The 23390-nt window shown below is 74.0% G+C and carries 15 protein-coding genes and 2 pseudogenes; 8 read left to right on the forward strand and 9 right to left on the reverse strand.

The annotated features are described in order from the left end of the window. Positions 1-4: 4 nt before the first annotated feature. Positions 5-655, forward strand: a complete 651-nt coding sequence (locus tag GA0070608_RS12815; RefSeq protein WP_091627340.1) for an HAD family hydrolase — start codon at positions 5-7, stop codon at positions 653-655. 183 nt (positions 656-838) lie between these two features. Here the strand turns inward: GA0070608_RS12815 and GA0070608_RS12820 are convergent, their stop codons facing one another. Both GA0070608_RS12820 and GA0070608_RS12825 read right to left on the reverse strand, forming a co-directional pair. After that, positions 839-1492, reverse strand: a complete 654-nt coding sequence (locus GA0070608_RS12820) for a response regulator (RefSeq protein WP_091627345.1) — start codon at positions 1490-1492, stop codon at positions 839-841. A gap of 24 nt (positions 1493-1516) precedes the next feature. Next, positions 1517-2815, reverse strand: a complete 1299-nt coding sequence (locus tag GA0070608_RS12825) for a sensor histidine kinase (protein ID WP_091627349.1) — start codon at positions 2813-2815, stop codon at positions 1517-1519. Positions 2816-3216: 401 nt separating this feature from the next. Between GA0070608_RS12825 and GA0070608_RS12830 the strand changes: the two genes are divergently transcribed. From GA0070608_RS12830 to hemB, 5 genes and pseudogenes are all read left to right on the forward strand, one after another. Further along, on the forward strand, positions 3217-3987 hold the full coding sequence (locus GA0070608_RS12830; RefSeq protein WP_091627353.1) for a redox-sensing transcriptional repressor Rex: 771 nt from the start codon (positions 3217-3219) through the stop codon (positions 3985-3987). Continuing rightward, a pseudogene (locus GA0070608_RS12835) lies at positions 3984-5342 on the forward strand (glutamyl-tRNA reductase); the annotation flags it as partial. The gene GA0070608_RS12830 and the pseudogene GA0070608_RS12835, both read left to right, overlap by 4 nt. Positions 5343-5455: 113 nt before the next feature. Then, the gene (gene hemC / locus GA0070608_RS12840; RefSeq protein WP_091627360.1) at positions 5456-6424 is read left to right on the forward strand and encodes a hydroxymethylbilane synthase; all 969 of its coding nucleotides are present in this window, start codon (positions 5456-5458) and stop codon (positions 6422-6424) included. Next, positions 6421-8001 (forward strand): bifunctional uroporphyrinogen-III C-methyltransferase/uroporphyrinogen-III synthase, encoded by a 1581-nt coding sequence (locus GA0070608_RS12845; RefSeq protein ID WP_091627363.1) that lies wholly within the window; start codon positions 6421-6423, stop codon positions 7999-8001. The genes hemC and GA0070608_RS12845 overlap by 4 nt, the downstream gene beginning before the upstream one ends. Before the next feature lie 19 nt (positions 8002-8020). Then, on the forward strand, positions 8021-9004 hold the full coding sequence (hemB, locus tag GA0070608_RS12850; RefSeq protein WP_091627368.1) for a porphobilinogen synthase: 984 nt from the start codon (positions 8021-8023) through the stop codon (positions 9002-9004). A 99-nt stretch (positions 9005-9103) separates the two neighbouring features. Here hemB and GA0070608_RS12855 read toward each other — a convergent pair whose 3' ends face one another. The 3 genes from GA0070608_RS12855 to GA0070608_RS12865 all read right to left on the reverse strand — a co-directional run bounded on the left by GA0070608_RS12855 (position 9104) and on the right by GA0070608_RS12865 (position 15119). Next, positions 9104-12382, reverse strand: coding sequence for a lamin tail domain-containing protein (locus tag GA0070608_RS12855; RefSeq protein ID WP_091627372.1), 3279 nt, complete (start codon positions 12380-12382; stop codon positions 9104-9106). A gap of 97 nt (positions 12383-12479) precedes the next feature. Then, the gene (locus tag GA0070608_RS12860) at positions 12480-13496 is read right to left on the reverse strand and encodes a GNAT family N-acetyltransferase (protein ID WP_091627375.1); all 1017 of its coding nucleotides are present in this window, start codon (positions 13494-13496) and stop codon (positions 12480-12482) included. 72 nt (positions 13497-13568) lie between these two features. Further along, positions 13569-15119 (reverse strand): lytic murein transglycosylase, encoded by a 1551-nt coding sequence (locus tag GA0070608_RS12865; RefSeq protein WP_141719461.1) that lies wholly within the window; start codon positions 15117-15119, stop codon positions 13569-13571. A 38-nt stretch (positions 15120-15157) separates the two neighbouring features. On the opposite strand from GA0070608_RS12865, the gene GA0070608_RS12870 reads away from it, so the two are divergent. Then, on the forward strand, positions 15158-15382 hold the full coding sequence (locus GA0070608_RS12870) for an FmdB family zinc ribbon protein (protein WP_091627383.1): 225 nt from the start codon (positions 15158-15160) through the stop codon (positions 15380-15382). Between the two features lie 194 nt (positions 15383-15576). Next, positions 15577-18411 carry an ATP-binding protein gene (locus GA0070608_RS12875; RefSeq protein WP_091627386.1) on the forward strand — a complete coding sequence of 945 codons (2835 nt, stop codon included), beginning with the start codon at positions 15577-15579 and terminating at the stop codon, positions 18409-18411. A gap of 163 nt (positions 18412-18574) precedes the next feature. On the opposite strand, the gene GA0070608_RS12880 is transcribed toward GA0070608_RS12875, so the two are convergent. The 4 genes and pseudogenes from GA0070608_RS12880 to GA0070608_RS12895 form a co-directional block, all read right to left on the reverse strand. After that, the gene (locus tag GA0070608_RS12880; RefSeq protein ID WP_091627389.1) at positions 18575-20239 is read right to left on the reverse strand and encodes a glycoside hydrolase family 10-like protein; all 1665 of its coding nucleotides are present in this window, start codon (positions 20237-20239) and stop codon (positions 18575-18577) included. A gap of 209 nt (positions 20240-20448) precedes the next feature. Continuing rightward, entirely contained in the window at positions 20449-21174 is a 726-nt protein-coding gene (locus tag GA0070608_RS12885; protein WP_091627393.1) for a methyltransferase domain-containing protein, read from the reverse strand. 250 nt (positions 21175-21424) lie between these two features. After that, positions 21425-21670: pseudogene (locus GA0070608_RS12890) on the reverse strand (hypothetical protein); the annotation flags it as partial. A 38-nt stretch (positions 21671-21708) separates the two neighbouring features. Continuing rightward, positions 21709-23346: an ABC-F family ATP-binding cassette domain-containing protein gene (locus tag GA0070608_RS12895; protein ID WP_091627401.1), complete on the reverse strand. Its 1638-nt coding sequence runs from the start codon at positions 23344-23346 to the stop codon at positions 21709-21711. Positions 23347-23390: the final 44 nt, after the last annotated feature.

Here is a 23390-nt window from a genome sequence, read left to right on the forward strand (position 1 = left end):
TGCGATGACCCCGGCGCGAAACCACCTGGTGTGGGACTGGAACGGCACCCTGCTCAACGACCTGAACCTGGTGGTCACCTCCACCAACGCCGCCTTCGCCAGCGTCGGCGGGCCCGCCGTGACGGCCGACGAGCACCGGGTGCGGTTCCGCCGGCCGATCGCCGACTACTACGCCGAGGTGCTCGGCCGGGCCGTCGACGACGACGCGTTCGGCCGGCTGGACCAGATCTTCCACGACGCGTACCGCACCGGGCTGACGACCTGCGAGCTGGCGCACGACGCAGGCGTCGCGATGGCGGCCTGGCCGGGCAGCCAGTCCCTGCTGTCCATGTGGTTCCACGAGGAACTGGTGCCGACTGTGCAGACGTACGGCCTCACCGGGCAGTTCGTCCGGGTGGACGGGCTGCGGGCGAGCGTCGGCGGGGACCGCAAGGCCGAGTCCCTCCGGCGGCACCTGGCCGAGCTGGGCGTGGACGGCCGGGACGTGGTGCTGATCGGCGACTCCGTCGACGACGCCGACGCCGCCGTGTCGGTGGGGGGCCGCGCCGTCCTCTACACCGGCGGGTTCACCGACGCGGTCCGGCTGCGCGCCGCCGGCCACCCGGTCGCCGACACCCTCACCGACGCGGTGACCCTGGCGGCCACGCTGCCCTGACCGGCCCGGCTGCCGCGCCGCCGGCTGCCGCCCCGCGCCGCCGGCTGCCGCCCCGCGCCGCCGGCTGCCGCCCCGCGCCGCCGGCTGCCGCCCCGCGCCGCCGGCTGCCGCCCCGCGCCGCCGGCTGCCGCCCCGCGCCGCCGGCTGCCGCCCCGCGCCGCCGTCGGCAGGCCCGGTCGCGGGTCAGTTGCGCAGGTAGGCCAGGACGGCCAGGACCCGCCGGTGCTGCTCCGTGTCGGGCGGGAGCTGGAGCTTGGTGAAGATGTTCCGGACGTGCTTCTCGACGGCCCCGTCGGTGACCACCAGCGTCCTCGCGATAGCCGTGTTGGAGCGCCCCTCGGCCATCAGCGCGAGCACCTCCCGTTCGCGCGGGGTGAGCTCGCGCAGCGGGTCGTCGCGGCGGCGTCGGGCGAAGAGCTGGCCGACCACCTCGGGGTCGAGCACCGTCCCGCCGGCGGCCACCCGGTCCAGCGCGTCGAGGAACTCGTCGATCGCGGCCACCCGGTCCTTGAGCAGGTAGCCGATCCCACCCCCGCCCCCGCCGGTGGTGGCGAGCAGGTCGTCGGCGTACGACACCTCGACGTACTGGGAGAGGACCAGGATCGGGGTGCGGGGCACCAGCCGGCGTGCTTCCACCGCCGCGCGCAGCCCCTCGTCGGTGTGTGACGGCGGCATCCGGACGTCGACGATCGACACGTCCGGCCGGTGGGCCACCACCGCCGCCACCAGCGCCTCCCCGTCGGCCACGGCGGCCACCACCTCGTGCCCACACTCGGTGAGCAGCCGTACCAGCCCCTCCCGGAGCAGCACCGCGTCGTCGGCGATCACGATCCGCATGTGCTGTTGTCTACCACGTACGGCTCACAGCGGGAGTTCCGCGCGGATCGTGGTGGGTCCGCCGGCCGGGCTGACCACGGAGAGCCGGCCGCCGGCGGCGCGGACCCGGTCGGCGATGCCGACCAGCCCGTGCCCCTTGGCCAGGTGGGCGCCGCCCTGACCGTCGTCGTCGACGTTGACCTCCAGCCGCCCGTCGTGCCGGGCCACGGTGATCTGGCACTCGGTCGCCCGGCTGTGCTTGGCGACGTTGGTCAGCGCCTCGGCCACCACGAAGTAGGCGGTGCTCTCCACCGCCGGTTCGAGCCGGCCGGCCGGGCTGGCCAGTTCCGGGTCCACCCGCAGCTCGATCGGGATCAGGCCGCGCCCGGCCAGCGCCGCCAGGGCGCTGGGCAGGCCCCGGTCGACCAGGATCGGCGGCGCGATGCCCCGGGACAGGGCGCGCAGCTCGGCGAGCGTCTCCCGGGTCTGGGTGACCGCCTCGTCCAGGGTGCGCGCGGCGGCCTCCGGGTCGGTGGCGAGTTGCTGGCGGGCCCGGCTGAGATCCATCGCGAGCCGGACCAGGCGCTGCTGCGGGCCGTCGTGGATGTCCCGCTCCAGCCGGCGCAGCGCGCTCGCCTCGGCGGAGACGGCGGCCCGCTTCTGCTCCTCCAGCACGATGATCCGGTTGCGCATCTCGGCCACGCCGGTGAGCAGGGCCCGGCCGAAGCTGGCCTGGAGCAGCGCGCAGCCGCGGGCCACGATCGGCAGGGTGATCAGGAAGAACAGCCCGATCGCGGTGTGCAGCCCGATCCGGGCGATGGTCGAGTCGCCCAGGCCGAGGAGCTGGGGGAGACCGACGTCCTCCGGGTCGCCGTGCGGCAGCGCCCAGTCGTACGCCCAGTAGAGGCTGCCGGCGACGGCACCGGCCCACCAGACGAGCGTGACCACGAAGGTGACGATGGCCACGATCAGCTTGAGGATGCCGTGCGCCAGGTCGAGCCAGGACTGCGCGTCCCCCATCGGCACGAAGATCCGCCGCCAGGCGCTCGCCCCGGGCTCGGGGAGCCGGTACCGGGGGCGGATCCGGGCCTGGTGGAGCACGGCGGGGAGGCGAAGTCGCTCGATGTCGGCGAGGCCCCGGGCGGCGTAGAGGGTGCCGCTGAGGATCGGCAGGCCGATCACCGTCACCACCAGCCCGAGCCCGGCCGCCAGGCCGACCAGCAGGACGGCGAAGCTGGCCAGGGCCAGCGGGAGGCCCAGCAGCACGTAGCCGGAGTCCAGCAGGAGCTGTCGGGAGATGGTCGGCACCGGCACGGGCTGGTCGGCGGCGGGTACGGCGGTCATGCCAACGAGGCTAGGCAGCGCGGGCGGCCGGACCCATCCCGTCGGCCTGCCTCTCGGGCGTAGGGCTGGCCCTACCGTGACCGGATCGTGGGCGAGCCGTGGCCGTGCGATTGGTCAGAGAAGTCGTAATTGAGCAATAATCAGCGCGGCCGGCGCCATCGGCCCCGCCCGGAGGCCGGGCAACGGCCGGCGGAGGCCCGCTGGATCGATCTTGCGGAATGGAGGGGCTGGTGAAGCCGCGTCGCGGGCTTTCAAGATCGCGATTTGTGCACGCGTTCACAAGCGCCTACTCTGTAATTCCGACGCGCCCTGCTAGCACAGCCGGCATTCTCGGTCGCCAGCGGGAGTCCCTGAACGGCCGGCCGCACGAGCTGGCTGAGGATCGCACCGCACGGAGTCTCATGAGTCAGCACCGTCACCCTGGTGCGCCCGGCCGCGCCGGTGCCGTACCGGCGCTTCCGGACCTGCCGGAGGCGACCGTCGCCCGGCTCCCGGAATACCTCCGTGCCCTGCACAATCTCGCCGACACCGGTCACGAGACCGTGTCCAGCGAGGGGCTGGCCGGCGCCGCCGGCGTGAACTCCGCGAAGCTCCGCAAGGACCTGTCGCACCTCGGCTCGTACGGGACCCGGGGCGTCGGCTACGACGTTTCGCTGCTGATCGACCAGATCGAGTACGTGCTCGGGCTCACCCAGCGGCGGGCCGTCGCCCTGGTCGGCGTGGGTAACCTCGGTCACGCCCTCGCCGGCTACGACGGCTTCGCCAGCCGCGGCTTCCGGATCGCCGCGCTCTTCGACGCCGATGCCGGACGGGTCGGCGAGGAGATCAACGGGCTGATCGTCCGGCACATCGACGAGCTGGCCCGGGTCGCCGTCGAGGAGGCCATCGCCATCGGCGTGATCGCCACCCCGGCCCCGGCCGCCCAGGCGGTGGCGGACCAGCTCGTGGCCGTGGGTGTGACGAGCATCCTGAACTTCGCCCCGTGCGTACTCTCGGTGCCGGAGGGCGTCGACGTACGCAAGGTCGACCTCGCCATCGAGCTGCAGATCCTGTCCTTCCACGAGCACCGCAAGGCATCGCTGACCGCGCTTCCCGCCACCGGTGGGTCCGCCCTCACCGCCCTGCCCGGGGGGCTCGCCGTCACCGAACCGCAGGAGGCGATCGGCACGTGAAACTGCTCGTCGTCGGCGCGTCCTACCGCACCGCTCCCGTCGCCACGCTGGAGCAGCTCGCGGTCGGCCCCGCGGACCTCACCCGCACCCTGGACCGGCTGGTCGCCCAGCCGTACGTGACCGAGGCCGTGCTCGTCTCCACCTGTAACCGGGTGGAGGTCTACGCCGCCGTGTCCGGTTTCCACGGCGGCCTCGGCGACATCTGCGCGGTGCTGGCCGAGCATGCCGGTTGCCAGCCGGCCGCGCTCGCCAACCACCTCTACGTGCACTTCGACGCCGCCGCGGTGGACCACGTCTTCCGGGTCGCCGCCGGGCTCGACTCGATGGTGGTCGGCGAGGCGCAGATCCTCGGCCAGCTCCGGGACGCCTACCATTCCGCGACCGGGGCCGACACCGCCGGGCGGCTGCTGCACGAGCTGATGCAGCAGGCGCTGCGGGTCGGCAAGCGGGCCCACGCGGAGACCGGCATCGACCGGGCCGGCCAGAGCGTGGTGACCGCCGCGCTGGAGCTGGCCGCCGGGCACCTCGACGGCGACCTCGCCGGCCGTCCCGCGCTGGTGGTCGGTGCGGGCGCGATGGGCTCGCTGGGCGTCGCCACGCTGTCCCGGCTGGGTGCCGGGCCGCTCACCGTCACCAACCGGGGCGCCGACCGGGCCGTCCGGCTGGCCGAGGCGTACGGGGCCGGTGCGACGCCGATGGCGGAGCTGACCACCGCGCTTTCCACAGTGGACATCGTAGTGGCCGCCACCGCCGCCGCCGAAGCGGTCCTCACCCGTGAGGTGGTGACCCGGGCGCTCGCCGGGCGTGACCCCGGCCGGGGGCCGCTCGTCCTGCTGGACCTGGCCGTGCCGCGCGACGTGGAGGCCGGTGTCGCCGAGCTGCCCGGCGTCGAGGTGATCGACATCGACCGGATGGCGGCGCTGCTCGCCGACGGGCCCGCCGCCACCGATGCCGCCGCCGTCGAGCGGATCGTGACCGGCGAGGTCGACGCCTTCCTCACCTGGCTGCGCGGCGCCGACGTGGCACCCACGGTGGCCGCCCTGCGTGGCCGCGCCGACGACGTGGTCGGCGCCGAGCTGCGCCGGCTCGCCCAGCGTCGTCCGGACCTCACCGACGACCAGCGCGCCGAGGTGGCCCGGACGGTGCACCGGGTGGTGCAGCGACTGCTGCACCAGCCCACCGTGCGGGTCCGCCAGCTGGCGGCCGAACCCGGCGGCGACCAGTACGCGGCCCTGCTGCGCGAGCTGTTCGACCTCCAGGTGCCGCAGACCTCCCCGGTCGACGCCGTCCCCGACATCGTGGCCGGCGACGCCGCGCCGCCGTTCGGTCTCGCCGACCTGCCACCGCCCGTCGGCCTCGCCGACCTGCCACCGCCCGTCGGCCTCGCCGACCTGCCACCGCCCGTCGGCCTCGCCGACCTGCCACCGTCGACGGGTTCCGCCGACATCCCGCCCATCGGAGGTGAGCGATGAGCACGCCCCTGCGCCTCGGTACCCGGGGCAGCAAACTGGCGATGGCCCAGTCCGGCCACGTCGCCGAGGCCCTGACCGCCGCCACCGGCCGGCCCGTCGAGCTGGTCGAGGTGGTCACCGCCGGCGACCGCTCGTCGGCACCGGTGCACCGGCTCGGCGTCGGCGTCTTCGTCTCCGCCCTGCGCGACGCGCTGACCGCCGGCACCATCGACTTCGCGGTGCACTCCTACAAGGATCTGCCCACCGCGGCGGCGGCCGGGCTGCACGTCGCGGCGGTGCCGACCCGGCAGGACCCGCGGGACGCACTGGTCGCCAGGGACGGCCGGACGCTCACCGAGCTGCCCTCCGGCGCGACCGTGGGCACGGGCGCGCTGCGCCGCATCGCCCAGCTGCACGCCCTCGGGATGCAGTTGGAGGTCACCCCGATCCGCGGCAACGTCGACAGCCGCCTCGCGCGGGTGCTCGGGCCGGAGGCCGACCTCGACGCGGTCGTCCTGGCCCGGGCCGGGCTGGCCCGGCTCGGGCGGACCGACGTGATCACCGAGACGCTCGACCCGATGCTGATGCTGCCCGCGCCCGCCCAGGGCGCGCTGGCGGTGGAGTGCCGGGCCGATGACCTCGACCTGGTCGAGCTGCTCGCTGTGCTCGACCACGCACCGTCCCACGCCGCGGTCACCGCGGAACGGGCGTTGCTGGCCACCCTGGAGGCCGGATGCTCCGCTCCGGTCGCCGCCTACGCCGAACTCGCCGAAGGCGACGACGGCGAGGAGATCTATCTGCGCGGGGCGGTGATCAGTCCGGACGGTACGAGAGACCTCCGGCTGTCCCGCACCGGAACGCCCGCCGACGCGGCGGAGATCGGCAAGGCACTCGCCGCCGAACTCCTCGACCTCGGCGCCGACTCGATCCTCGGCCAAGATGGACACGCCGGCCCGGGGACCCAGCAATTTGGGAGCACAGAATGACCCGCACCCGTAAGCCCGTAGGCCGCATCGCCTTCGTCGGGGCCGGTCCCGGCGACCCGGGCCTGCTGACCCGCCGGGCGCACGACGCCCTGGTCGACGCCGACCAGGTGGTGTACGACCGGGGAGTCCCGGAGTCGCTGCTCGACGCCGTCCGCTCCCAGGCCAGGGAGGACGCCCAGTTCACCCCGGCGGAGGGCGCGCCGGGTGACGTGGCGAAGGTGCTGATCTCGGCGGCCCGTTCGGGGCTGAACGCGGTGCACCTGGTCGCCGGCGACCCGTTCGGCCACGATTCGGTGGTCAAGGAGGTGCAGGCGGTCGCGCGGACCGCCGCGCACTTCGAGGTGGTTCCCGGTGTCGGCCAGGCCGAGGGGGTGGCGACCTACGCGGGCGTGCCGCTGCCGGGCGTACGGACGGCGGCCGACGTCGAGGACGTCAGCACGCTGGACTTCGACGCGCTGGCCGCGGCCGTCGGCCGGGGTTCGCTGGCGCTGGCCGTGGACGCCGGCGACCTCGCCGCGATCCGTGACGGGCTGCTCGCCGCCGGTGTGGAGGGCGCCACCGGCGTCGGGGTGACCGGGGACGGCACCGGCGAGACGCAGTACACCACCACGTCGACCGTGGACTCGTTCGTCGCGGCGGCGCTCGGCTTCACCGGCCGGGTGGTGCTCACCGTCGGCGAGGGCGTGGGCCAGCGGGACAAGCTGAGCTGGTGGGAGAACCGGCCGCTGTACGGCTGGAAGGTGCTCGTGCCCCGCACCAAGGAGCAGGCCGGCGTGATGAGCGCACGGCTGCGCGCGTACGGGGCCATCCCGTGTGAGGTGCCGACCATCGCGGTCGAGCCGCCCCGGACCCCGGCCCAGATGGAGCGGGCGGTCAAGGGCCTGGTCGACGGCCGGTACGCCTGGGTGATCTTCACTTCCGTCAACGCGGTCCGCGCGGTCTGGGAGAAGTTCGCCGAGCACGGCCTGGACGCCCGGCACTTCGGCGGCGTCAAGATCGCCTGCATCGGTGAGGCGACCGCCGACGCCGTCCGCGCGTTCGGCATCCAGCCCGAGCTGATCCCGTCGGGGGAGCAGTCCTCCGACGGGCTGCTGGCCGAGTTCTCGCCGCACGACGAGATCCTCGACCCGGTCGGCCGGGTGCTGCTGCCGCGCGCCGACATCGCCACCGAGACCCTCGCCGCCGGGCTCACCGAGCGCGGCTGGGAGGTCGACGACGTGACCGCGTACCGGACGGTCCGGGCCGCCCCGCCGCCCGCCGAGATCCGGGACGCGATCAAGTCGGGTGGCTTCGACGCGGTGCTCTTCACGTCCAGCTCGACGGTGCGCAATCTGGTGGGTATCGCGGGGAAGCCGCACGCCCGTACCGTTGTTGCGGTGATCGGTCCCAAGACGGCGGAGACCGCGACGGAGTTCGGCCTGCGGGTCGACGTCCAGCCGCCGCACGCCTCGGTCCCCGATCTGGTGGAGGCGCTCGCCGCCTACGCCGTCGAGTTGCGCGAGAAGCTCGCCGCCATGCCGGCGAAGCAGCGTCGTGGCTCGAAGGTGCAGGGGCCGACCGCCCTGAGGTTCCGGTAGTCGTAGCAGGAGGCCCGTGATGCCGTACCCCGAGATCCGGCCCCGCCGGCTGCGCCGCGACGCGGCCATCCGGCGGCTGGTCTCCGAGACCCGCGTCGACCCGGCCGAGCTGGTCGTGCCGATGTTCGTCAAGGAGGGGTTGACGGAGCCGCGGGCGATCGCGTCGCTCCCGGGGGTGCTCCAGCACTCCCGGGACTCGCTCCGCAAGGCCGCCGCCGAGGCGGTCCAGGCGGGCGTGGGCGGCATCATGCTCTTCGGCGTGCCGGCGCGACGGGACGCCACCGGGTCCGGCGGGATCGACCCGGACGGCATCCTCAACGTCGCGATCCGCGACGTCGTCGCCGAGGTGGGCGACGCCACGGTGGTGATGAGCGACCTCTGCCTGGACGAGTTCACCTCGCACGGGCACTGCGGTCTGCTCACCCCCGACGGTGGCGTCGACAACGACGCCACGCTGGAGGCGTACGCCGAGATGGCGGTCGCCCAGGCCGCCGCCGGGGTCGGGGTTGTCGGGCCGTCCGGGATGATGGACGGCCAGATCGGCGTGGTACGCCGGGCGCTGGACGCCGCGGGCCACCAGGACGTGTCCGTGCTGGCGTACGCCGCCAAGTACGCCTCGGCCTTCTACGGCCCGTTCCGGGACGCGGTGGAGTCGGCCCTGGAAGGCGACCGACGCACCTACCAGCAGGACCCGGCCAACCTGCGGGAGTCGCTGCGCGAGGTCGAGCTGGACGTCGCCGAGGGTGCCGACATGGTGATGGTCAAGCCCGCCCTGCCGTACCTCGACGTGGTGGCGGCGGTCCGCGCTGCGGTGCACGTCCCGGTCGCCGCCTACCAGGTCTCCGGCGAGTACGCGATGGTCGAGGCGGCTGCCGCGAACGGCTGGATCGACCGGGAACGGGTGATGATGGAGACGCTCACCTCGATCCGTCGTGCCGGCGCGCAGATCATCCTCACCTACTGGGCGGTCGAGGCGGCCCAACTCCTCCGCCAGCGCTACTGACCAGGAGCGGCCCCGGCCGGCCCGCGCCTGGTGAGCGGACGGCCCGCCGACCAGGAGACTCCTGGTCGGCGGGCCGTCGGGACGCGCTCCGGTGCGACGTCAGTCGTCGTCGGTGATGGTGCCCACGGCGAGGGGGTCGGCCAGGCGCAGGCCCGGCACCCCGGCCACCAGCAGGGTCACCTTCTCGTCCGCCTCCCGTTTCCGGTCGCCGCGCACGGTCACCGGGAAGGCCAGCGAGGTCTGCCCGGCAGCCAGCACCTTGCAGCCGACGTACGGGTCGTAGTCGGCGCCGGCCTGGGCCGTGGTGCCATAGGTGGCGGCACAGAGCAGCACCGGCTGGGACAACGGCCGCGACACGGCGACCGTGAAGGTCAACGGCCGGGTGCCCCGGTCGCCCTCGACCACCGACGCGTCGCTGACGCTCAGCGACGCCCGGGAGCGGAACCGGGCCACCTGCGGGTCGTGGTCGCTGGAGCCGCGGGTGCCGTCGCCGGCGTGGTCGGCCGGCCAGTCGGCGTTGATGTGCGCGGCCCGCATCTGCACCAGGTCCCGGTGCAGCGTGCCGTTCACGAACAGGTGGTCCAGCGTCTGCGCCTGCCCCTCGAAGCTGTACGAGTAGGCGGACGACGGCGCGTCGGCGAGCAGGTCGTCCCACAGGTTGCGCATGCCGGCCCCGTACAGCGGACCGAGCTGGTCCGACCCGGTGGGCTCCGCCGCCGTGGCGATGGGATCGTCGGGGCGGGGGAAGACGTTCAGGTCCCCGCCGTAGACCACCCGCGCGTGCGGATCCGACGCCTCGATAGCGGTGACGATCGCGGCACCGTACGCGGCCTGCTCCCGGCGCTGCCCGACCCGGCTGTCCGGCCCCGACGAGTAGTGGTTGCTCGCGGCCCACAGGGTGTACCGCTCGGTGGAACCGGGCGCCGCCGCGACGGTGAACCTGCCGAGCTGCGGGGCTCGGGTGAAGACGTTGTTGCCGTCCTTGCCGGTGGACGTGTCCACGTCGGGGGGAAGGACCGCGTTGAGCGCCTTCGGGTTCTGCACGTCAGCGTTGGCCGGTAGGCCCGCGCTTCGGTACTGGACCGTTGGCGCCGAACCCAGCAGCGGGTCGCCGGCGGTGGCCTCGGCCAGCGACACCCGGTCGGTGCGGAACAGGAACGCCGCGGTGATGCCCCGGGCGTCCGCGCCGGTCCGGTCGTACGCGGCCTGGTAGGTCGGGCCACCGGCGGCCGTGATGGTCAGCGCCAGGTCCTGGAGGCTGTCCGGTGCCCCGTCCGCGTTGTCCGTGCTGCCGCAGACCAGCACACCGCCCGAGACCGAGCAGATGTCCTGGTCCTCGGCCTCCTGCACCAGGATCAGGTCCGGCGAGTGCAGGTCGGTGGTGATCTGGTCGGCCAGCGCGACGAGCTGCTCGCGGTACTCCTGCTCGCTGCCCGGGACGTAGTCGAACGGCGGGCGCACCCCGGTGCAGCCGGCGTTGCCGGCGAAGTCGCACCCGTCGAAGGGGTCGTCACGGTAGTCGTACAGGTTCTCGACGTTGTAGGTCGCGACCGCGATCTCCTCCGACCGGTTGGCCGGCTTCGGCGGGTTGTTCGTCGACGGATCGGTCCCGCCGGTGAACGCGGCCCGCTCGACCTGCACGCCGTACTTCTCGAACGAGTAGTAGAGCCCGCCGACCGCGTCGGCGGTCAGCGTGTCGAAGGTGCGCGCGGGCGGGAGCAGCGCGCCGCTGTCACCCGTGGTGCCCTTGACGCCCATGCTGCCGAGCAGGACGCGCTGCCCGTTGCCGTCGTCGAAGCGGCGGCCCGGGTCGTTGTCCAGCGGGTGCGCGTCCCGGAACACCCGACGGGCGAGCGGGTCGGCGCGGTCGAGCAGCGGGTCGTCCCGGTCGATCACGAAGATCTCCGCGTCGGCGGTGGAGGGGAAGACGTTCCGCCCGCTCACCGCGCCGCTGCCCGCACGCACCCGCAGCCGGGCGCCCTCGTGCCGCTCGAAGAAGCGCTGCGCCGCCGCCAACTCGACCGGCGGCACCGCGTCGGTCACCTCGACCTCGGCGTTCACGTCCACCCCGGAGGCGATCCGGCGGACCAGCGACGCACCGGAGAGCTGGGTGAAGTTGAAGTACTCGGAGACCCGGGCGCGCAGCACCACCTCGTCGCCGGCCGTCGGCACGTAGCCGCCGATCAGGGAGGTGAACGAGCCCATGAAGACGAAGATGCCGTCCGAGCTGGTCGGGTCGCCGTCGGTGGCGTCCGACCGGCTCTGCAGGAAGAAGCCGTACTGGTTCCGGCCCGCCGAGTCGCGGGCCAGGGTGAGCTGGGTGATCACGCCGCGTACGTCGTGCAGCGTGCTGCTGGTCCCGTTGCCGGAGGCCGGCGCGAGCGGCGACCGGTCGGCAGGGCCGGACTCGGCGTCGGTGGTCGGGCCCTGCACCTCGCCGACAGTCAACTCCCGGGTGACCTGCACGGCCAGGGTGCAGGTGGCGGTGTCGCCGTCCGCGTCGGTCGAGGTCAGCACCACGGTGTACGCCCCGGCGGCCAGGTCGGCGCTCGTGCCGACCGTGGCCCGGGCGGTGCCGCCGACCGCGTCGGCCGGGGTGACCGCCGAGCGGCTGACGGAGCCGGTGGCCGGGGTCGGGCTGACCGAGGTGACCGCCAGGTCGACGATCCGGTCGTCCGCGTCGGTGGCGGTGACCTCCCGGGTGGCTGCCGTGCCGGCCGAGGTGACCAGCGTCGGCCCGCAGGTGAGCGTGGCCGGCGCGTCGACCGGGCCCCCGCCGTCGACCGTGTGCGCGCCGAGCCCGTCGAACGTGTCGACGGGGAAGCCGGCCCACTGGGCGGCCGGGTCGAACGCGTCGGAGGGGTCGGGGTCGCCGGCGGTCACGGCGGCCGACCGACGCAGCGTGTTGTCGGCGGTGCTGGTGACGCCCGTGCCCCACTCGGTGCCCGGGTCGACGCCGACCTGGCCGATCGAGTCGAGCACGGTGCCGCCGCGACGCAGCACGATCGCGTCGTCGCCGTTGAACAGGCTGGCGGTCGTGGTCTGGTCGGCCCGGTCGAGGATGCCCGGCGCGGCCGAGGCGGAGGCGAGGACGAAGGCGTCACCGGCCGCGACGGTGCCGGTCAGGGCCAGGTTCGTCGGGGTGGTGGAGCCGTTGAAGTGCAACTGGAGCTGGTAGCCGCTGGCGGCCAGATCGACGGCGGCGCCGGTGCCGTTGAACAGCTCGATCGCCTTGTTGTTCGACGAGCCTTCGACGTATTCCGAGATGAAGAGGTCGGTGGGCGCGGCGCTGGCCGCGGTGGGTGCGATGCCGACGGCCGCGACGGTCACGGCGGCGGTGGCGGTCGCGAGCGCGGCAAGAGTGCGGCGCGGGCGCATGTGGCCTCCACGATGGGTGGACGGGGAACTAACGCACGTTAAGGGGCGCTGCTGACCGCCGTCCATCCCCCAGACGACAGTTTCCTGAACTCTCCGGTCAACGTCCGGCGTCGATGCGGTGCACCAGCTCGGCCACGTCGATGCTGTATTCGCACCATTCGCGGTCCGGCCGGTAGCCCAGCTCGGCGTTGACCTTGAGCATCGCCTCGTTGGCCTGCGCGTTCCAGGTCTGCACCTCGGCCAGCTGCGCCTCCGTCGAGCGCAGCTCCATCAGCATCCGGGCCTTGATCGCCCGGTCGATGCCATAGCCCCGGTGGTCCTGCACCACGATGGTGTCGTACTGGTCGGCGCGGGTGGGGTGCTGGGCCGGCACGACGACCTCGGTCAGCCCGGCCACCTCCCCGGTCTGCTCGTGCAGGGCGAGCACGATGTAGGGCTTCATGCCCCGCCGGTGCAGGCAGTCCAGGCTGTCCCGCAGCCGCTGTGGGTCGTAGGAGCTGGGGCGCAGCTCGCCGTCCTCGACGTCGCGCACCTCCGCCTTGGCCCGGGCGTACGCGTCGATCAGCTCGTCCGGCGGGCCGCCGGGGTGGAACTCCAGGTGGTAGCCCGCGCCGATGCCGGTGGCCATCTCGGCCAGCTCGGCCCAGTCCACCCCGGACAGGTCCAGCACGCTGCGGGTCTCGACGAACTCCTTCGAGAAGCCGAGCGCCTCGTAGAAGGCGATGGCCGGCGTGTCGCCGACCACCTCCACCCCGATCGACTGGAAGCCCTCCTGGTAGGCCCGTCGGGCGGCGGTCAGGACGAGGCTCCGGCCGAGGCCCGTGCGCCGGGCCGACGGGTGCACCAGCACCTCCAGCACCCCGATGTCGCCGAGCAGCAGCACGTGCACATGACCCAGGATCGCCCCTGGGCTGCCGTCGGCGGCCTTCTCCGCCTGGGCGACCCAGGAGATCCGCCGCTCACCGGGCATTACCTCGGCGAGATATTCCCGCATGGAAATCTCCCGCCACGGCGGATCCCGCGGCAGATCGGCCGCCAGGACCGCGTTCAGCGTGTCCAGCAGCGACGCGATCTCGGCGGACGACGCGGTCCTGGGGTCCCACTCGCGCACCATCACCCGTCTAGCTTGCCGCTAACGGCTGCCGGGGGGAAGTGTCCAGTTCTCCAATGTATGCAGACGATCACTTCACGTGCGGCTGGCCTGTCCGTAACGGTTGGCGGTGTCGTGGACGTCCTGGGCGTACCGACGGACGTCGTTGTACGACAGGATCGCGCTCCACCAGTCGGCCGGGATGGTGAGGTTCCGCCCGCCCTTGCAGAGGTAGTTGCCGGCGGCGAGGGCGGCGTCGTCCAGGTCGTGCGGGTCCTTCACACCGTCGTTGTCGGCGTCGGCCCCGATCTCCTGCCAGGTGGTCGGGATGAACTGCATCGGCCCGACCGCCCGGTCGAGGACGGGGTCCTTGTCCAGCAGGCCACGGTCGGTGTCGGGGATGCGCATCCGACCACCCTGCCCGTCCAGCGGCAGGCCGATGATCTCGGGAAGCGCCTTGCCGTCCTGGCCCAACTTGGCGTTGTTGGCCTGGCCGTGCCCCGACTCGACGAACCCGATGGCCGCCAGGGTGGTCCAGCTCAGCCCGCAGCTGCGGTTGGTCTGGGAGAGCACCAGCTCGGCGTAGCCGTACGCCTGCATGGCCACCGGCGAGATGCCAACCTTCGGCCCGATCTGGGCGGCCCAGCCGGCGAGCGCGTCCGACGGCCGGCCGGTGATCCCGCCGCCGGGCGGCCCGGTCGGCACCGTGCCGGGCGGCGGCACCGTCTGGTTGGGCAGCGGCAGCCCGCCGGGCAGCGGCACCTGCGGCGCGGTGGTCGGCGTGGCGGAGGTGGCGTCGGCGGCCACCGGACGGGGCCCCCGGGCCGTCGCGGGCACCAGCAGCGCGCCAGCCGTAGCCGTTGCCGCGACCAGGGCGAGCAGGAACACCCCGGGCAGGGTGAGTCGTCCGCTGGGCCGCCGCGACCAGTCCCGGGTGGCGCGGGCCGCGGCCATCGCGACGCGGTGCGGCGGCTGGCGTACGGCGTGCGCGAACTGCACCCGGCGGCGCCGGGGCCCGGTGGCCGGTTTCGTCGCGGGCGCGTCGACCTTCGTCTCCGTGAGGTCGTCCGGCTTCGCGGTGGTGGCCGGCCGGTCGCCGGGCTTCGCATCCGTCGTGGGCGTGTCGTCCGGCTTCCCGGCCGTGGCCGGCGTGTCGTCCGGCTTCGGCTCGGCGGCCGGCGTGTCGTCCGGCTTTGGCTCGGCGGCCGGCGTGTCGTCCGGCTTTGGCTCAAGGGCCCGCGTGTCGCCTGGCTTTGGCTCGGCGGCCGGCGTGTCGCCCGGCTTCGGCTCGGTGGCGGACTCGTCGTCCGGCTTTGCGGCGGCGGGCTTGTCGGTGTCGCCGGGCTTCGCGGCGGCGGTGGGTGTGGGCGTGGGCCCGGCTTCCGGCGGCTCCGGTGTGGAGGACCCGGCCGGAGTCTTCGCCGGCCCGGCGGGTGCGGGCCCGGCCGCCGGGGCGCCGGCCTCGGCAGAGGTGCCGGCGGCGGAGGCGCCGAATTTCAGCCAGGGGCGGCGGGGACGCGGCAACCGCGTGGCGGGTTCGGGTCCGGCCCCGGAACCGGCGAGCGGCCCGTCGATCGGCGCTGCCGGCCGCAGGGGCCGAAGGGTCGTCCTGTCCTCGCCGTCCGCCACAAGTTGAGTATCACCCATGTCCCTCCGTACGTCAGGACCGGTCGTACCCTTGTGCCATGCCCCGGTACGAGTTTCGTTGCCGCGCCTGCGGTGACACCTTCGAGGTCAACCGCCCGATGGCGCACGCCGCCGAGCCCGCGTCCTGCCCGCAGGGGCACGCCGACACGGTCAAGCTCCTCTCCACCGTCGCGGTCACCGGCCGAGGCGGCGGCAGCGGTGCTGCCGGTGGTGCGCCGGCTCCGGCCGGCGGCGGCTGTTGCGGCGGTGGCTGCGGCTGCTGACCGGCGCGTCACCGTCGGTCCCGCACCGTCCGCCCGCGCCGGGCCGGTCCTTCGTCCAGCGGCACCTGCCGGCTCCTCTCGTGGTGGTCGAGGGCGGACGGCCCCTGGGTCCGGGCCCGGCCGACCGTTCTCACGATGCGTGATGGTCCGGTATCAGGCAGCATGAGTCCGACGTCACGGGCGGAGGTTCCACCATGTCGCCACGGATCCACCTCCCGAGCGGGTTGGTGACCTTCGTCTTCACCGACATCGAGGGTTCCACCCGGCTGGCCCAGCTGCTCGGCCCGGACTACCCGCCGGTGCTGCGGGAGCACCGCCGTCTGCTGCGCCGGACGATCGCCGCGACCGAGGGCGCGGAGCTGTTGACCGAGGGGGACTCGTTCTTCCTCGCCTTCGGCGACGCGACCGCCGCGCTGACCGCCTGCCTGACCGCGCAACGGGCGCTGGCCAGCCACGAGTGGCCCACCGCCGACGCCGTCCCCCGGGTCCGGATGGGGCTGCACACCGGCTGGGCGGAGCCGCGCGACGGCGAGTACGCCTCCCCGGAGGTGCACCGCGCGGCCCGGGTAGCCGCAGCCGCCCACGGCGGCCAGGTGCTCTGCTCGGCGGCGACGGCGCGACACGCGGCGCCGCTGCCGCCCGGCGCGTCCCTGCTCGACCTCGGCCTGCACCGGCTGCGCGGCTTCGACGACCGGGAGCGGCTCCTCCAACTGGTCGCGCCCGGCCTGGAGCGGCAGTTCCCGCGGCCCCGCACCGCCGACGCGACCGCGCACAACCTGCCCACCCCGGTCACCTCGTTCATCGGCCGGCACGCCGAGCGCGCCGAGCTGAAGCGGCTGGTGGAGGCGCACCGGCTGGTCACCGTCCTCGGCGCGGGCGGTGCGGGCAAGACCCGGCTGGCCGTGGAGTTCGCCGTCGACCTGGTGGAGTCCCACCCGGACGGCGTCTGGTTCGTCGACGTCGCCGCGGTCACCGACCCGGGCCTGGTGGCGTTCGAGGTCGCCGCCGTGCTCGGCCTGCGTCCCGAGCCGGGCCGCCCGATGGTCGACACGCTGGTGGAGTACGCCGCCGCGCGCCGGATGCTCGTCCTCCTGGACACCTGCGACGCCCAGCCGGCAGCCTCGGCCGACGTGATCTCCCGGCTGCTCGCCGGCGGGGTGAACGTCCGGGTGCTCGCCACCAGCCGGGAGTCGTTCGGCCTGCCGGGCGAGGTGGTCTGGCGGATCCCGCCGTTGTCGGTCGACCCATCGACGGACGGGGCGGAGAGCGACGCGGTCGCGCTGCTGCTGGACCGGACGGCGGCGGCCCGGGGTGGTCGGCCGCCGGACCCGGCAGAGTCGGCCGACCTGCGCCGGGTCGTACGGCGGTTGGACGGGCTGCCGCTCGCCATCGAGCTGGCCGCCGCCCGGCTGCGGGTGCTCTCCGTCGGGCAGCTCGCCGAGCGTCTCGACGACGTGCTGGGCACCCTGGACGCGGGCCGGGACACGAAGCCGTCCCCGGTCGGGCCGGACTGGTCGGGCGAGCAGCAGGACCCGGTGGACCTGGTCGCGGCGGCCGTGGAGATGGCGCTGCCCGGTCTGCCCGTCCGGGATGTGCAGCGCCCCGCCACCGAACGGCACCTGACCATGCAGGCCACGGTCACCTGGTCGTACCGCACGCTGGGGCCACGCGCCGCCCGGCTGCTGCGCTGGCTGGCGGTCTTCGCCGGCCCGGTCGACCTGGCGACGGTGGAGTGGCTGCTCGGCGACGATCCGCTCGATCCGCTCTCGGTCCTGGTCGACAAGTCGATGGTGCTGGCGGAGCCGCACGCCTCGGGCGGCACCTACCGGATGCTCGACCCGATCCGGGCGTACGCGGCGCGTCGGCTGGTGGAGGCGGGGGAGGAACAGTCGGCCCGCAACCGGCACGTGGCGTGGGCGGTACACGCGCTGGAGCGGGCCCACCTCGGCCCGGACGGGCGGCCGGTGACTCTCTCGCTCTACGCACTCGACCCGCTCGCCGGTGAGCTGCGTGCCGCGTTGCGCTGGTGCGCCACCGGCGGCAGTGCCCGGGCCGGCCTGCGGCTGGCCGGGGGCCTCGACCAGTGGTGGCGGGAGCGGGGCCTGGCCCGGGAGGGACGGCTCTGGCTGTTCCGGCTGTACGGGCGGATCGCCGAGACGGGGGAGCGGATTCCGGACGCCGAGCTGGCGGCGGCGTACCACATGCACTCGCTGCACGCCGGCGCGGACGGCGAGTTCGCCGAGGAGCTGCGCTACTCCCAGCGGGCGGAGGCGGCGGCCCGGCAGGCGGGCGACGTCGGCCTGCTCGCCCGGGTGCTCGCCGGGCGGGCGGCCCCGCTGGTCGACATGGGACAGTTCGCGGAGGCTGAGCGGGTCTGCCGCGAGGTGATCGACTGGGCCTCCGGCCAGGAGGCGGTCGGCGACGCGTTCTTCGGGGTGCTCAGGCTGGCTGAGCTGCTCTGGCGGCGGGGTGCCCTGGACGAGGCGGCCGAGCTGCTGGGCGCGGCCCGCCCGGTGGAGGCGGCCCGCCCGGTGGAGCGGGGGCGGCGTTCGGTCGACATGCTGCTCGGGATGGTCGCCCTGGCGCGCGGTGACCTGGTCGCCGCGCACGAGCACCTCCAGGTGGCGCTCCGGTCGAGGATGGGTCACGGCTTTCACGGTCGGGCCTGCGACACGTTGAACGCGATGGCGGTGCGCTGCGCGGACGGCGGTGACGGACTGACGGCGGCCCGCCTGTTCGGCGCGGCGGGGGCGACCCGGGCGAGCATGCGCTGCGCCCCGGGTATCTACGACGGGTACTGGGCGCAGCGGCAGGGGGAGCTGCGTCAGGAGTTGGGCGACGCGGCCTTCGACGGCGCGTACGGCGAGGGGGCCGAGCTGGGGCTGGAGGAGGCGGCGGCGCTGGCCCTCGGCGTCGAGCACCCGGACCTGGCGGCGGGCTCGGCGAGGTTCGGGGCCGGTCACGTCCGGGTGGTTCCCCGCCAGCCGGTCACCCCCGACCGTCGCCGGCACCACACCGGTCACGCCTGACGGCGGGGCCCGCCGGGGGGCCGCGCCGCCCGGGGCCCGTGTCCGCGCTGGCCGGGGCCGTGTCCGCGCCGGGCGGGCGGGGCTGCGAACCCCGGATGCTGACAGGTGCCGAAACAGCCGGATGCCCCGGGTGCCTGGGGCACCCGGGGCATCCGGTCGGAGGTCAGCGGACGAATGCCGGCGGGCTTGCCGGGCTCTCGTTCGCCAGCCGGTCGAGCGCGGTCACGTAGTAGGTGTACCGCTTGCCGGCCTCGGCCGTGGTGTCCACCCAGGACTGGGTCCGGGTGCCGGCGTTGGCGCGGACGGTGTCGACCAGGTGCGCCGCGTCGGCGAAGTCGCACCGGCCGGCCAGGCCGATCCCGTCGAAGCGGTAGACCGCGTACGACTTGGCGGTGCCGAGCGGGCCCACGCCGTCGGCCGGCTGGAGCCAGTTCAGGCGGACCCCGTCGTCCTGCCGTGCGGCCCTGGTGACCACCGGCATGAGCAGCGGCTTCTTCGGCAGGTGCGACATGGTCGGGATCAGCGCCGGCCGGGAGTAGTGCTCGGCGGCGTAGATGTCGGTGGCGCCGAGCCGGTTGGCCTGCACCTGTACTGCCGAGAAGTGGATGTTGCCCTGGATCTCCGGGTACGCCCGGTTGAGCGTCAGGTGGTCGGACAGCTCGCGCGGGTTCTGCCAGAACGAGCCGTAGACCGGGTCACCGCTCTTGTAGTCGGCCTGCCCGATGTAGAGCTGCACCTTGGTGCCCTTCACCACGTCCGCCCACCACGGCACCAGCCGGGCGTAGTCGGCGGCCGGGTACTGGCCGATGTACCAGTAGAGCTGCGGCACGATGTAGTCGATCCACTCCTCCTTGACCCACTTGCGGGTGTCGGCGGAGACAGTGTCGTACGCCTGGCTGCCGGTGGTGTCCGAGCCCAGCGGGTCGACCGACTGGTTGCGCCAGATGCCGAACGGGCTGACGCCGAACTTCACCCACGGCTTCTCGGCCTTGACCTTGATGCCCATCTCCTGGATCAGCAGGTTGGTGTTGTCCCGCCGCCAGTCGGCCTTGTTGGTGATGCCCCGGTTGTACGCCGCGAAGGCAGCGTCGTCGGGCACCTGGTGAGCGCCGCTCGGGTAGGGGTAGAAGTAGTCGTCGAAGTGCACACCGTCGATGTCGTACCGCTTGACCGCGTCCATCATGGCGGTCTGCACGAACTCGCGGACCTCGGGGATGCCGGGGTTGTAGTAGAGCCGGCTGCCGGCGACCCCGGCCGGCGGGTAGGCGAAGACCCAATCGGGGTTCGCCCGCGCCGGGTGGTTCGGCGCGAGGAGGTTGATGTCCGCGCCGGCGCCGCCCGGGGCGGGCATGGAGACGCGGTACGGGTTGAACCAGGCGTGGAACTCCAGGTTCCGCTTGTGCGCCTCCTCGACCACGAACTTCAGCGGGTCCCAGCCGGGGTCCTGCCCGCGGACCCCGGTCAGGTACTCCGACCAGGGCTCGTGCGGCGACGGCCACAGCGCGTCGGCGGTCGGCCGGATCTGGACGACCACGGCGTTGTGGTTGAGCCGCTCGGCGAGGTCGAGCAGCCTGCGGTACTCGGCCTGCTGGGTGGCGATCCGGTCCGGCGCGGTGTGCGACGCCTTGGTCGGCCAGTCGATGTTGACGACCGACGAGATCCACATGGCCCGGAACTGCCGCTTCGGCGTGGCCGGGTCGGTGACGCAGGTGGTGGTGGAGGCGGTGGTGGTCGCCGTGTCGGGCGTCGCGCTCGCGGGGGTCGCGGCGACGAGCGCGCCGAGCAGGGCGGCGGCCAGCCCGGCGGCTCCGAGCCGAGTTGCCTTCATGCGGTGTGTCCCTTCGTTGGGGCTCCCGTGTCAGGGGTTCATCGCGGCGTAGACGGCAAGATTCGCCGCAGGCTATCTACCGCTGGTAGGAAATTTTCACACCACACGGGGTCCGCGCAAGGGTCTGGGCGGGATCGATACGTCCGTCGTCTCCGGCGCCACCGATCGGGTCGGCGCCGGTGGTCCCCTCCGGGTCGTCGCTGGCGTGCTCAGTCGAAGAAGCGGGCCAGGTGGGAAGGGTTGGGGCCGTCCGCGCCCGGCGGCAGCGGGGTGAGGTCGGCGAAGATCGACGCGCCGTCGCAGCCGACGTGCAACGGATACCAGCGCGGGGTGCCCGGCGGGCGCTGGAGGCAGATCCCCTTGACCGTCTGCACGTCGAGCAGCCGCACATGGGTCGGGTCGGCCACGGCGTTCACGTGCCGCCACCACGGGCTCATCACGTGCAGCACGCCGCCCGGCCGGAGCACCCGGTGACACTCGTCGACCAGCGACAGGAAGTCGATCAGGTGCTCCAGGATGTGCACCGCGAAGAAGACGTCCACCGAGTCGTCGGCCAGCGGCAGCGAGCCGGAGAGGTCCGCCACCGCGTCCACCCCCGGGGCCGGGAAGATGTCCAGCCCCAGATTGCCCGGCCACTGCTTGGTGGCGCCGCAGCCCAGGTCGACCACCACCGGGTCGCGCCCGCCGACGCGTACCCGGCCCCACACGCCGAGCACCCCGGCCAGCCGGCCGACCCGGTCCCGGACCAGGCGCAGCTCGGCCTGCTCGGCGACCTCTCCGCTGAGGTGGGCAACCCCCCGGTCGAAGCGCACCTCGACCGCGAGGTCGCGCAGCCGGTCGTCGTGCCGGGCCTGGTCGGCCCACGACTCGGCGAGGAATCCGTCGATCGCCCGCAGCCGCTCGGCCGAGGGCGGGGTCTGTGCCATCGCGACCATTCGGGCCACCTCCCGCCGGCCGATACCCGGATCCCCGCCCGTTATGCCTGTGCCGGGCCACGAACCGGATCGTTGGCGTCGCAATCCCGTCCGTGCCGCGATCCCCGTCCGTGCCGCGATCCCCGTCCGTGCCGCGATCCCCGTCCGGGTCGCGGCACGCAGCGCGGGCCGGACGGGGTCAGCCGGTGATCGTCCGCCGGGGACGTCCGCCGCCGCGCATCCGCTGCCGGGGCGGCGGTGCGGTGGCCTTGGGCCGCTTGAGGTGGTAGCGATGCAACTCGCTGCTGCCGGGCATGGACGGATCCTCGCTCATCGCCACCAGCTCCCAGCCCTGGTCGCCGGCCCGGTTCAGGTGCGCCAACGAGGTGTCGCCGTAGGGCGTCACGTCGACCATGGAGCCGTCCGGGCCGTACCAGACGAAGACGATCTCCCAGCCGATGTCGGTGGTGGCCGCCTGGCGACGGCGGACCAGCAGCGCGTACTCCCACTTGAGCATGGAGCCATTCTCACCCGCCGCAGGCGGGTCGGCACGGATCAGTCCTCGGCGATCCGTCCGGCGGCCACCCGCAGCCGCCGGTTCGTGGTCACCGCGTCGAGCATCCGCCGGTCGTGGGTGACCAGCAGCAGCGTGCCCGGGTAGCTGGCCAGCGCCGATTCCAGCTGCTCGATGGCGGGCAGGTCCAGGTGGTTCGTCGGCTCGTCCAGCACCAGCAGGTTCACCCCGCGGCCCTGGAGCAGCGCCAGCGCCGCCCGGGTCCGCTCGCCCGGCGACAGGGTCGCCGCCGGCCGCAGCACGTGCCCCGCGCGCAGGCCGAACTTGGCCAGCAGCGTCCGCGCGTCCGCCGGCGACAGCTGCGGTACGGCGGCGCCGAACGCGTCGATCAGCGGTACGTCACCGAGGAACAGCCCCCGGGCCTGGTCCACCTCGCCGACCACCACGCCCGGGCCGAGCGCGGCGTGCCCGGAGTCGAGGGGAAGCCGGCCCAGCAGGGCGGCGAGCAGGGTCGACTTGCCGGAGCCGTTCGCCCCGGTCACCGCAACCTTGTCGGCCCAGTCGATCTGGAGGGTCACCGGGCCGAGGGTGAAGTCGCCCCGGCGTACGACGGCATCACGCAGCGAGGCCACGACGGCGCCGGCGCGGGGCGCGGCGGCGATCTCCATCCGCAGCTCCCACTCCTTGCGCGGCTCCTCGACCACCTCCAGCCGCTCGATCAGCCGCTCGGTCTGCTTGGCCTTGGCCGCCTGCTTCTCGGTCGCCTCGGCGCGGAACTTGCGGCCGATCTTGTCGTTGTCGGTGGCCTTGCGGCGGGCGTTCTTGACGCCCTTCTCCATCCAGGCCCGCTGGGTCCGGGCGCGCGACTCCAGCCCGGCCCGGGTGTCGGCGTACTCCTCGAAATCCTCGCGGGCGTGCCGGCGGGCCACCTCGCGCTCCTCCAGATAGCCCGCGTAACCGCCCCCGTAGTGCCGGACCTGCTGCTGGTGCAGGTCCAGCTCCAGCACCCGGGTCACCGTGCGGGCGAGGAACTCCCGGTCGTGGCTGACCAGCACCGTGCCGGCGCGCAGCCCGGTGACGAACTCCTCCAGCCGCTCCAGGCCGGCCAGGTCCAGGTCGTTGGTCGGCTCGTCGAGCAGGAAGACGTCGTAGCGGCTGAGCAGCAGCGAGGCCAACCCGGCCCGGGCCGCCTGGCCGCCCGAGAGACCGGTCATCGGGTGGTCCAGGTCGACCGTGAGGCCCAGCTCGGCGGCCACCTGCTCGGCCCGTTCCTCCAGGTCCGCCCCGCCGAGGGCGAGCCAACGCTCCAGCGCCTCGGCGTAGGCGTCGTCGGCGCCGGGCAGGCCCTCGGTGAGCGCCGCCGTCGCCGCGTCCAGCGCGGCCTGCGCGGCGGTGACCCCGGTGCGCCGGGCCAGGAAGTCCCGCACGGTCTCGCCGGCCCGCCGCTCCGGTTCCTGCGGCAGGTGCCCCACGCTCGCGGTGGGCGGGCTGAGCGTGACGCCGCCGGCCTCCACCGGCAGCAACCCGGCGAGGGTACGCAGCAGCGTCGACTTGCCCGCCCCGTTCGGCCCGACCAGCCCCACCACGTCCCCCGGCGCGACCACCAGGTCCAGCCCGGCGAACAACGCCCGGTCCCCGTGCCCCGCAGCCAACCCCTTGACAATCACCGTCGCACTCATCAACCCCCAACCCTATCCCCGCCCCCACCCAGCCACCCTCACCC

It is taken from the genome of Micromonospora peucetia (assembly GCF_900091625.1).
Classification (GTDB): Bacteria; Actinomycetota; Actinomycetes; order Mycobacteriales; family Micromonosporaceae; genus Micromonospora; species Micromonospora peucetia.

Excerpts from the sequence above, each read along its gene's own strand:
- GA0070608_RS12815 (WP_091627340.1), top strand. The coding sequence starts at position 5 with ATGACCCCGGCGCGAAACCACCTGGTGTGGGACTGGAACGGCACCCTG.
- GA0070608_RS12820 (WP_091627345.1), bottom strand. The coding sequence starts at position 1,492 with ATGCGGATCGTGATCGCCGACGACGCGGTGCTGCTCCGGGAGGGGCTG.
- GA0070608_RS12825 (WP_091627349.1), bottom strand. The coding sequence starts at position 2,815 with ATGACCGCCGTACCCGCCGCCGACCAGCCCGTGCCGGTGCCGACCATC.
- GA0070608_RS12830 (WP_091627353.1), top strand. The coding sequence starts at position 3,217 with ATGAGTCAGCACCGTCACCCTGGTGCGCCCGGCCGCGCCGGTGCCGTA.
- hemC (WP_091627360.1), top strand. The coding sequence starts at position 5,456 with ATGAGCACGCCCCTGCGCCTCGGTACCCGGGGCAGCAAACTGGCGATG.
- GA0070608_RS12845 (WP_091627363.1), top strand. The coding sequence starts at position 6,421 with ATGACCCGCACCCGTAAGCCCGTAGGCCGCATCGCCTTCGTCGGGGCC.
- hemB (WP_091627368.1), top strand. The coding sequence starts at position 8,021 with ATGCCGTACCCCGAGATCCGGCCCCGCCGGCTGCGCCGCGACGCGGCC.
- GA0070608_RS12855 (WP_091627372.1), bottom strand. The coding sequence starts at position 12,382 with ATGCGCCCGCGCCGCACTCTTGCCGCGCTCGCGACCGCCACCGCCGCC.
- GA0070608_RS12860 (WP_091627375.1), bottom strand. The coding sequence starts at position 13,496 with ATGGTGCGCGAGTGGGACCCCAGGACCGCGTCGTCCGCCGAGATCGCG.
- GA0070608_RS12865 (WP_141719461.1), bottom strand. The coding sequence starts at position 15,119 with ATGGGTGATACTCAACTTGTGGCGGACGGCGAGGACAGGACGACCCTT.
- GA0070608_RS12870 (WP_091627383.1), top strand. The coding sequence starts at position 15,158 with ATGCCCCGGTACGAGTTTCGTTGCCGCGCCTGCGGTGACACCTTCGAG.
- GA0070608_RS12875 (WP_091627386.1), top strand. The coding sequence starts at position 15,577 with ATGTCGCCACGGATCCACCTCCCGAGCGGGTTGGTGACCTTCGTCTTC.
- GA0070608_RS12880 (WP_091627389.1), bottom strand. The coding sequence starts at position 20,239 with ATGAAGGCAACTCGGCTCGGAGCCGCCGGGCTGGCCGCCGCCCTGCTC.
- GA0070608_RS12885 (WP_091627393.1), bottom strand. The coding sequence starts at position 21,174 with ATGGTCGCGATGGCACAGACCCCGCCCTCGGCCGAGCGGCTGCGGGCG.
- GA0070608_RS12895 (WP_091627401.1), bottom strand. The coding sequence starts at position 23,346 with ATGAGTGCGACGGTGATTGTCAAGGGGTTGGCTGCGGGGCACGGGGAC.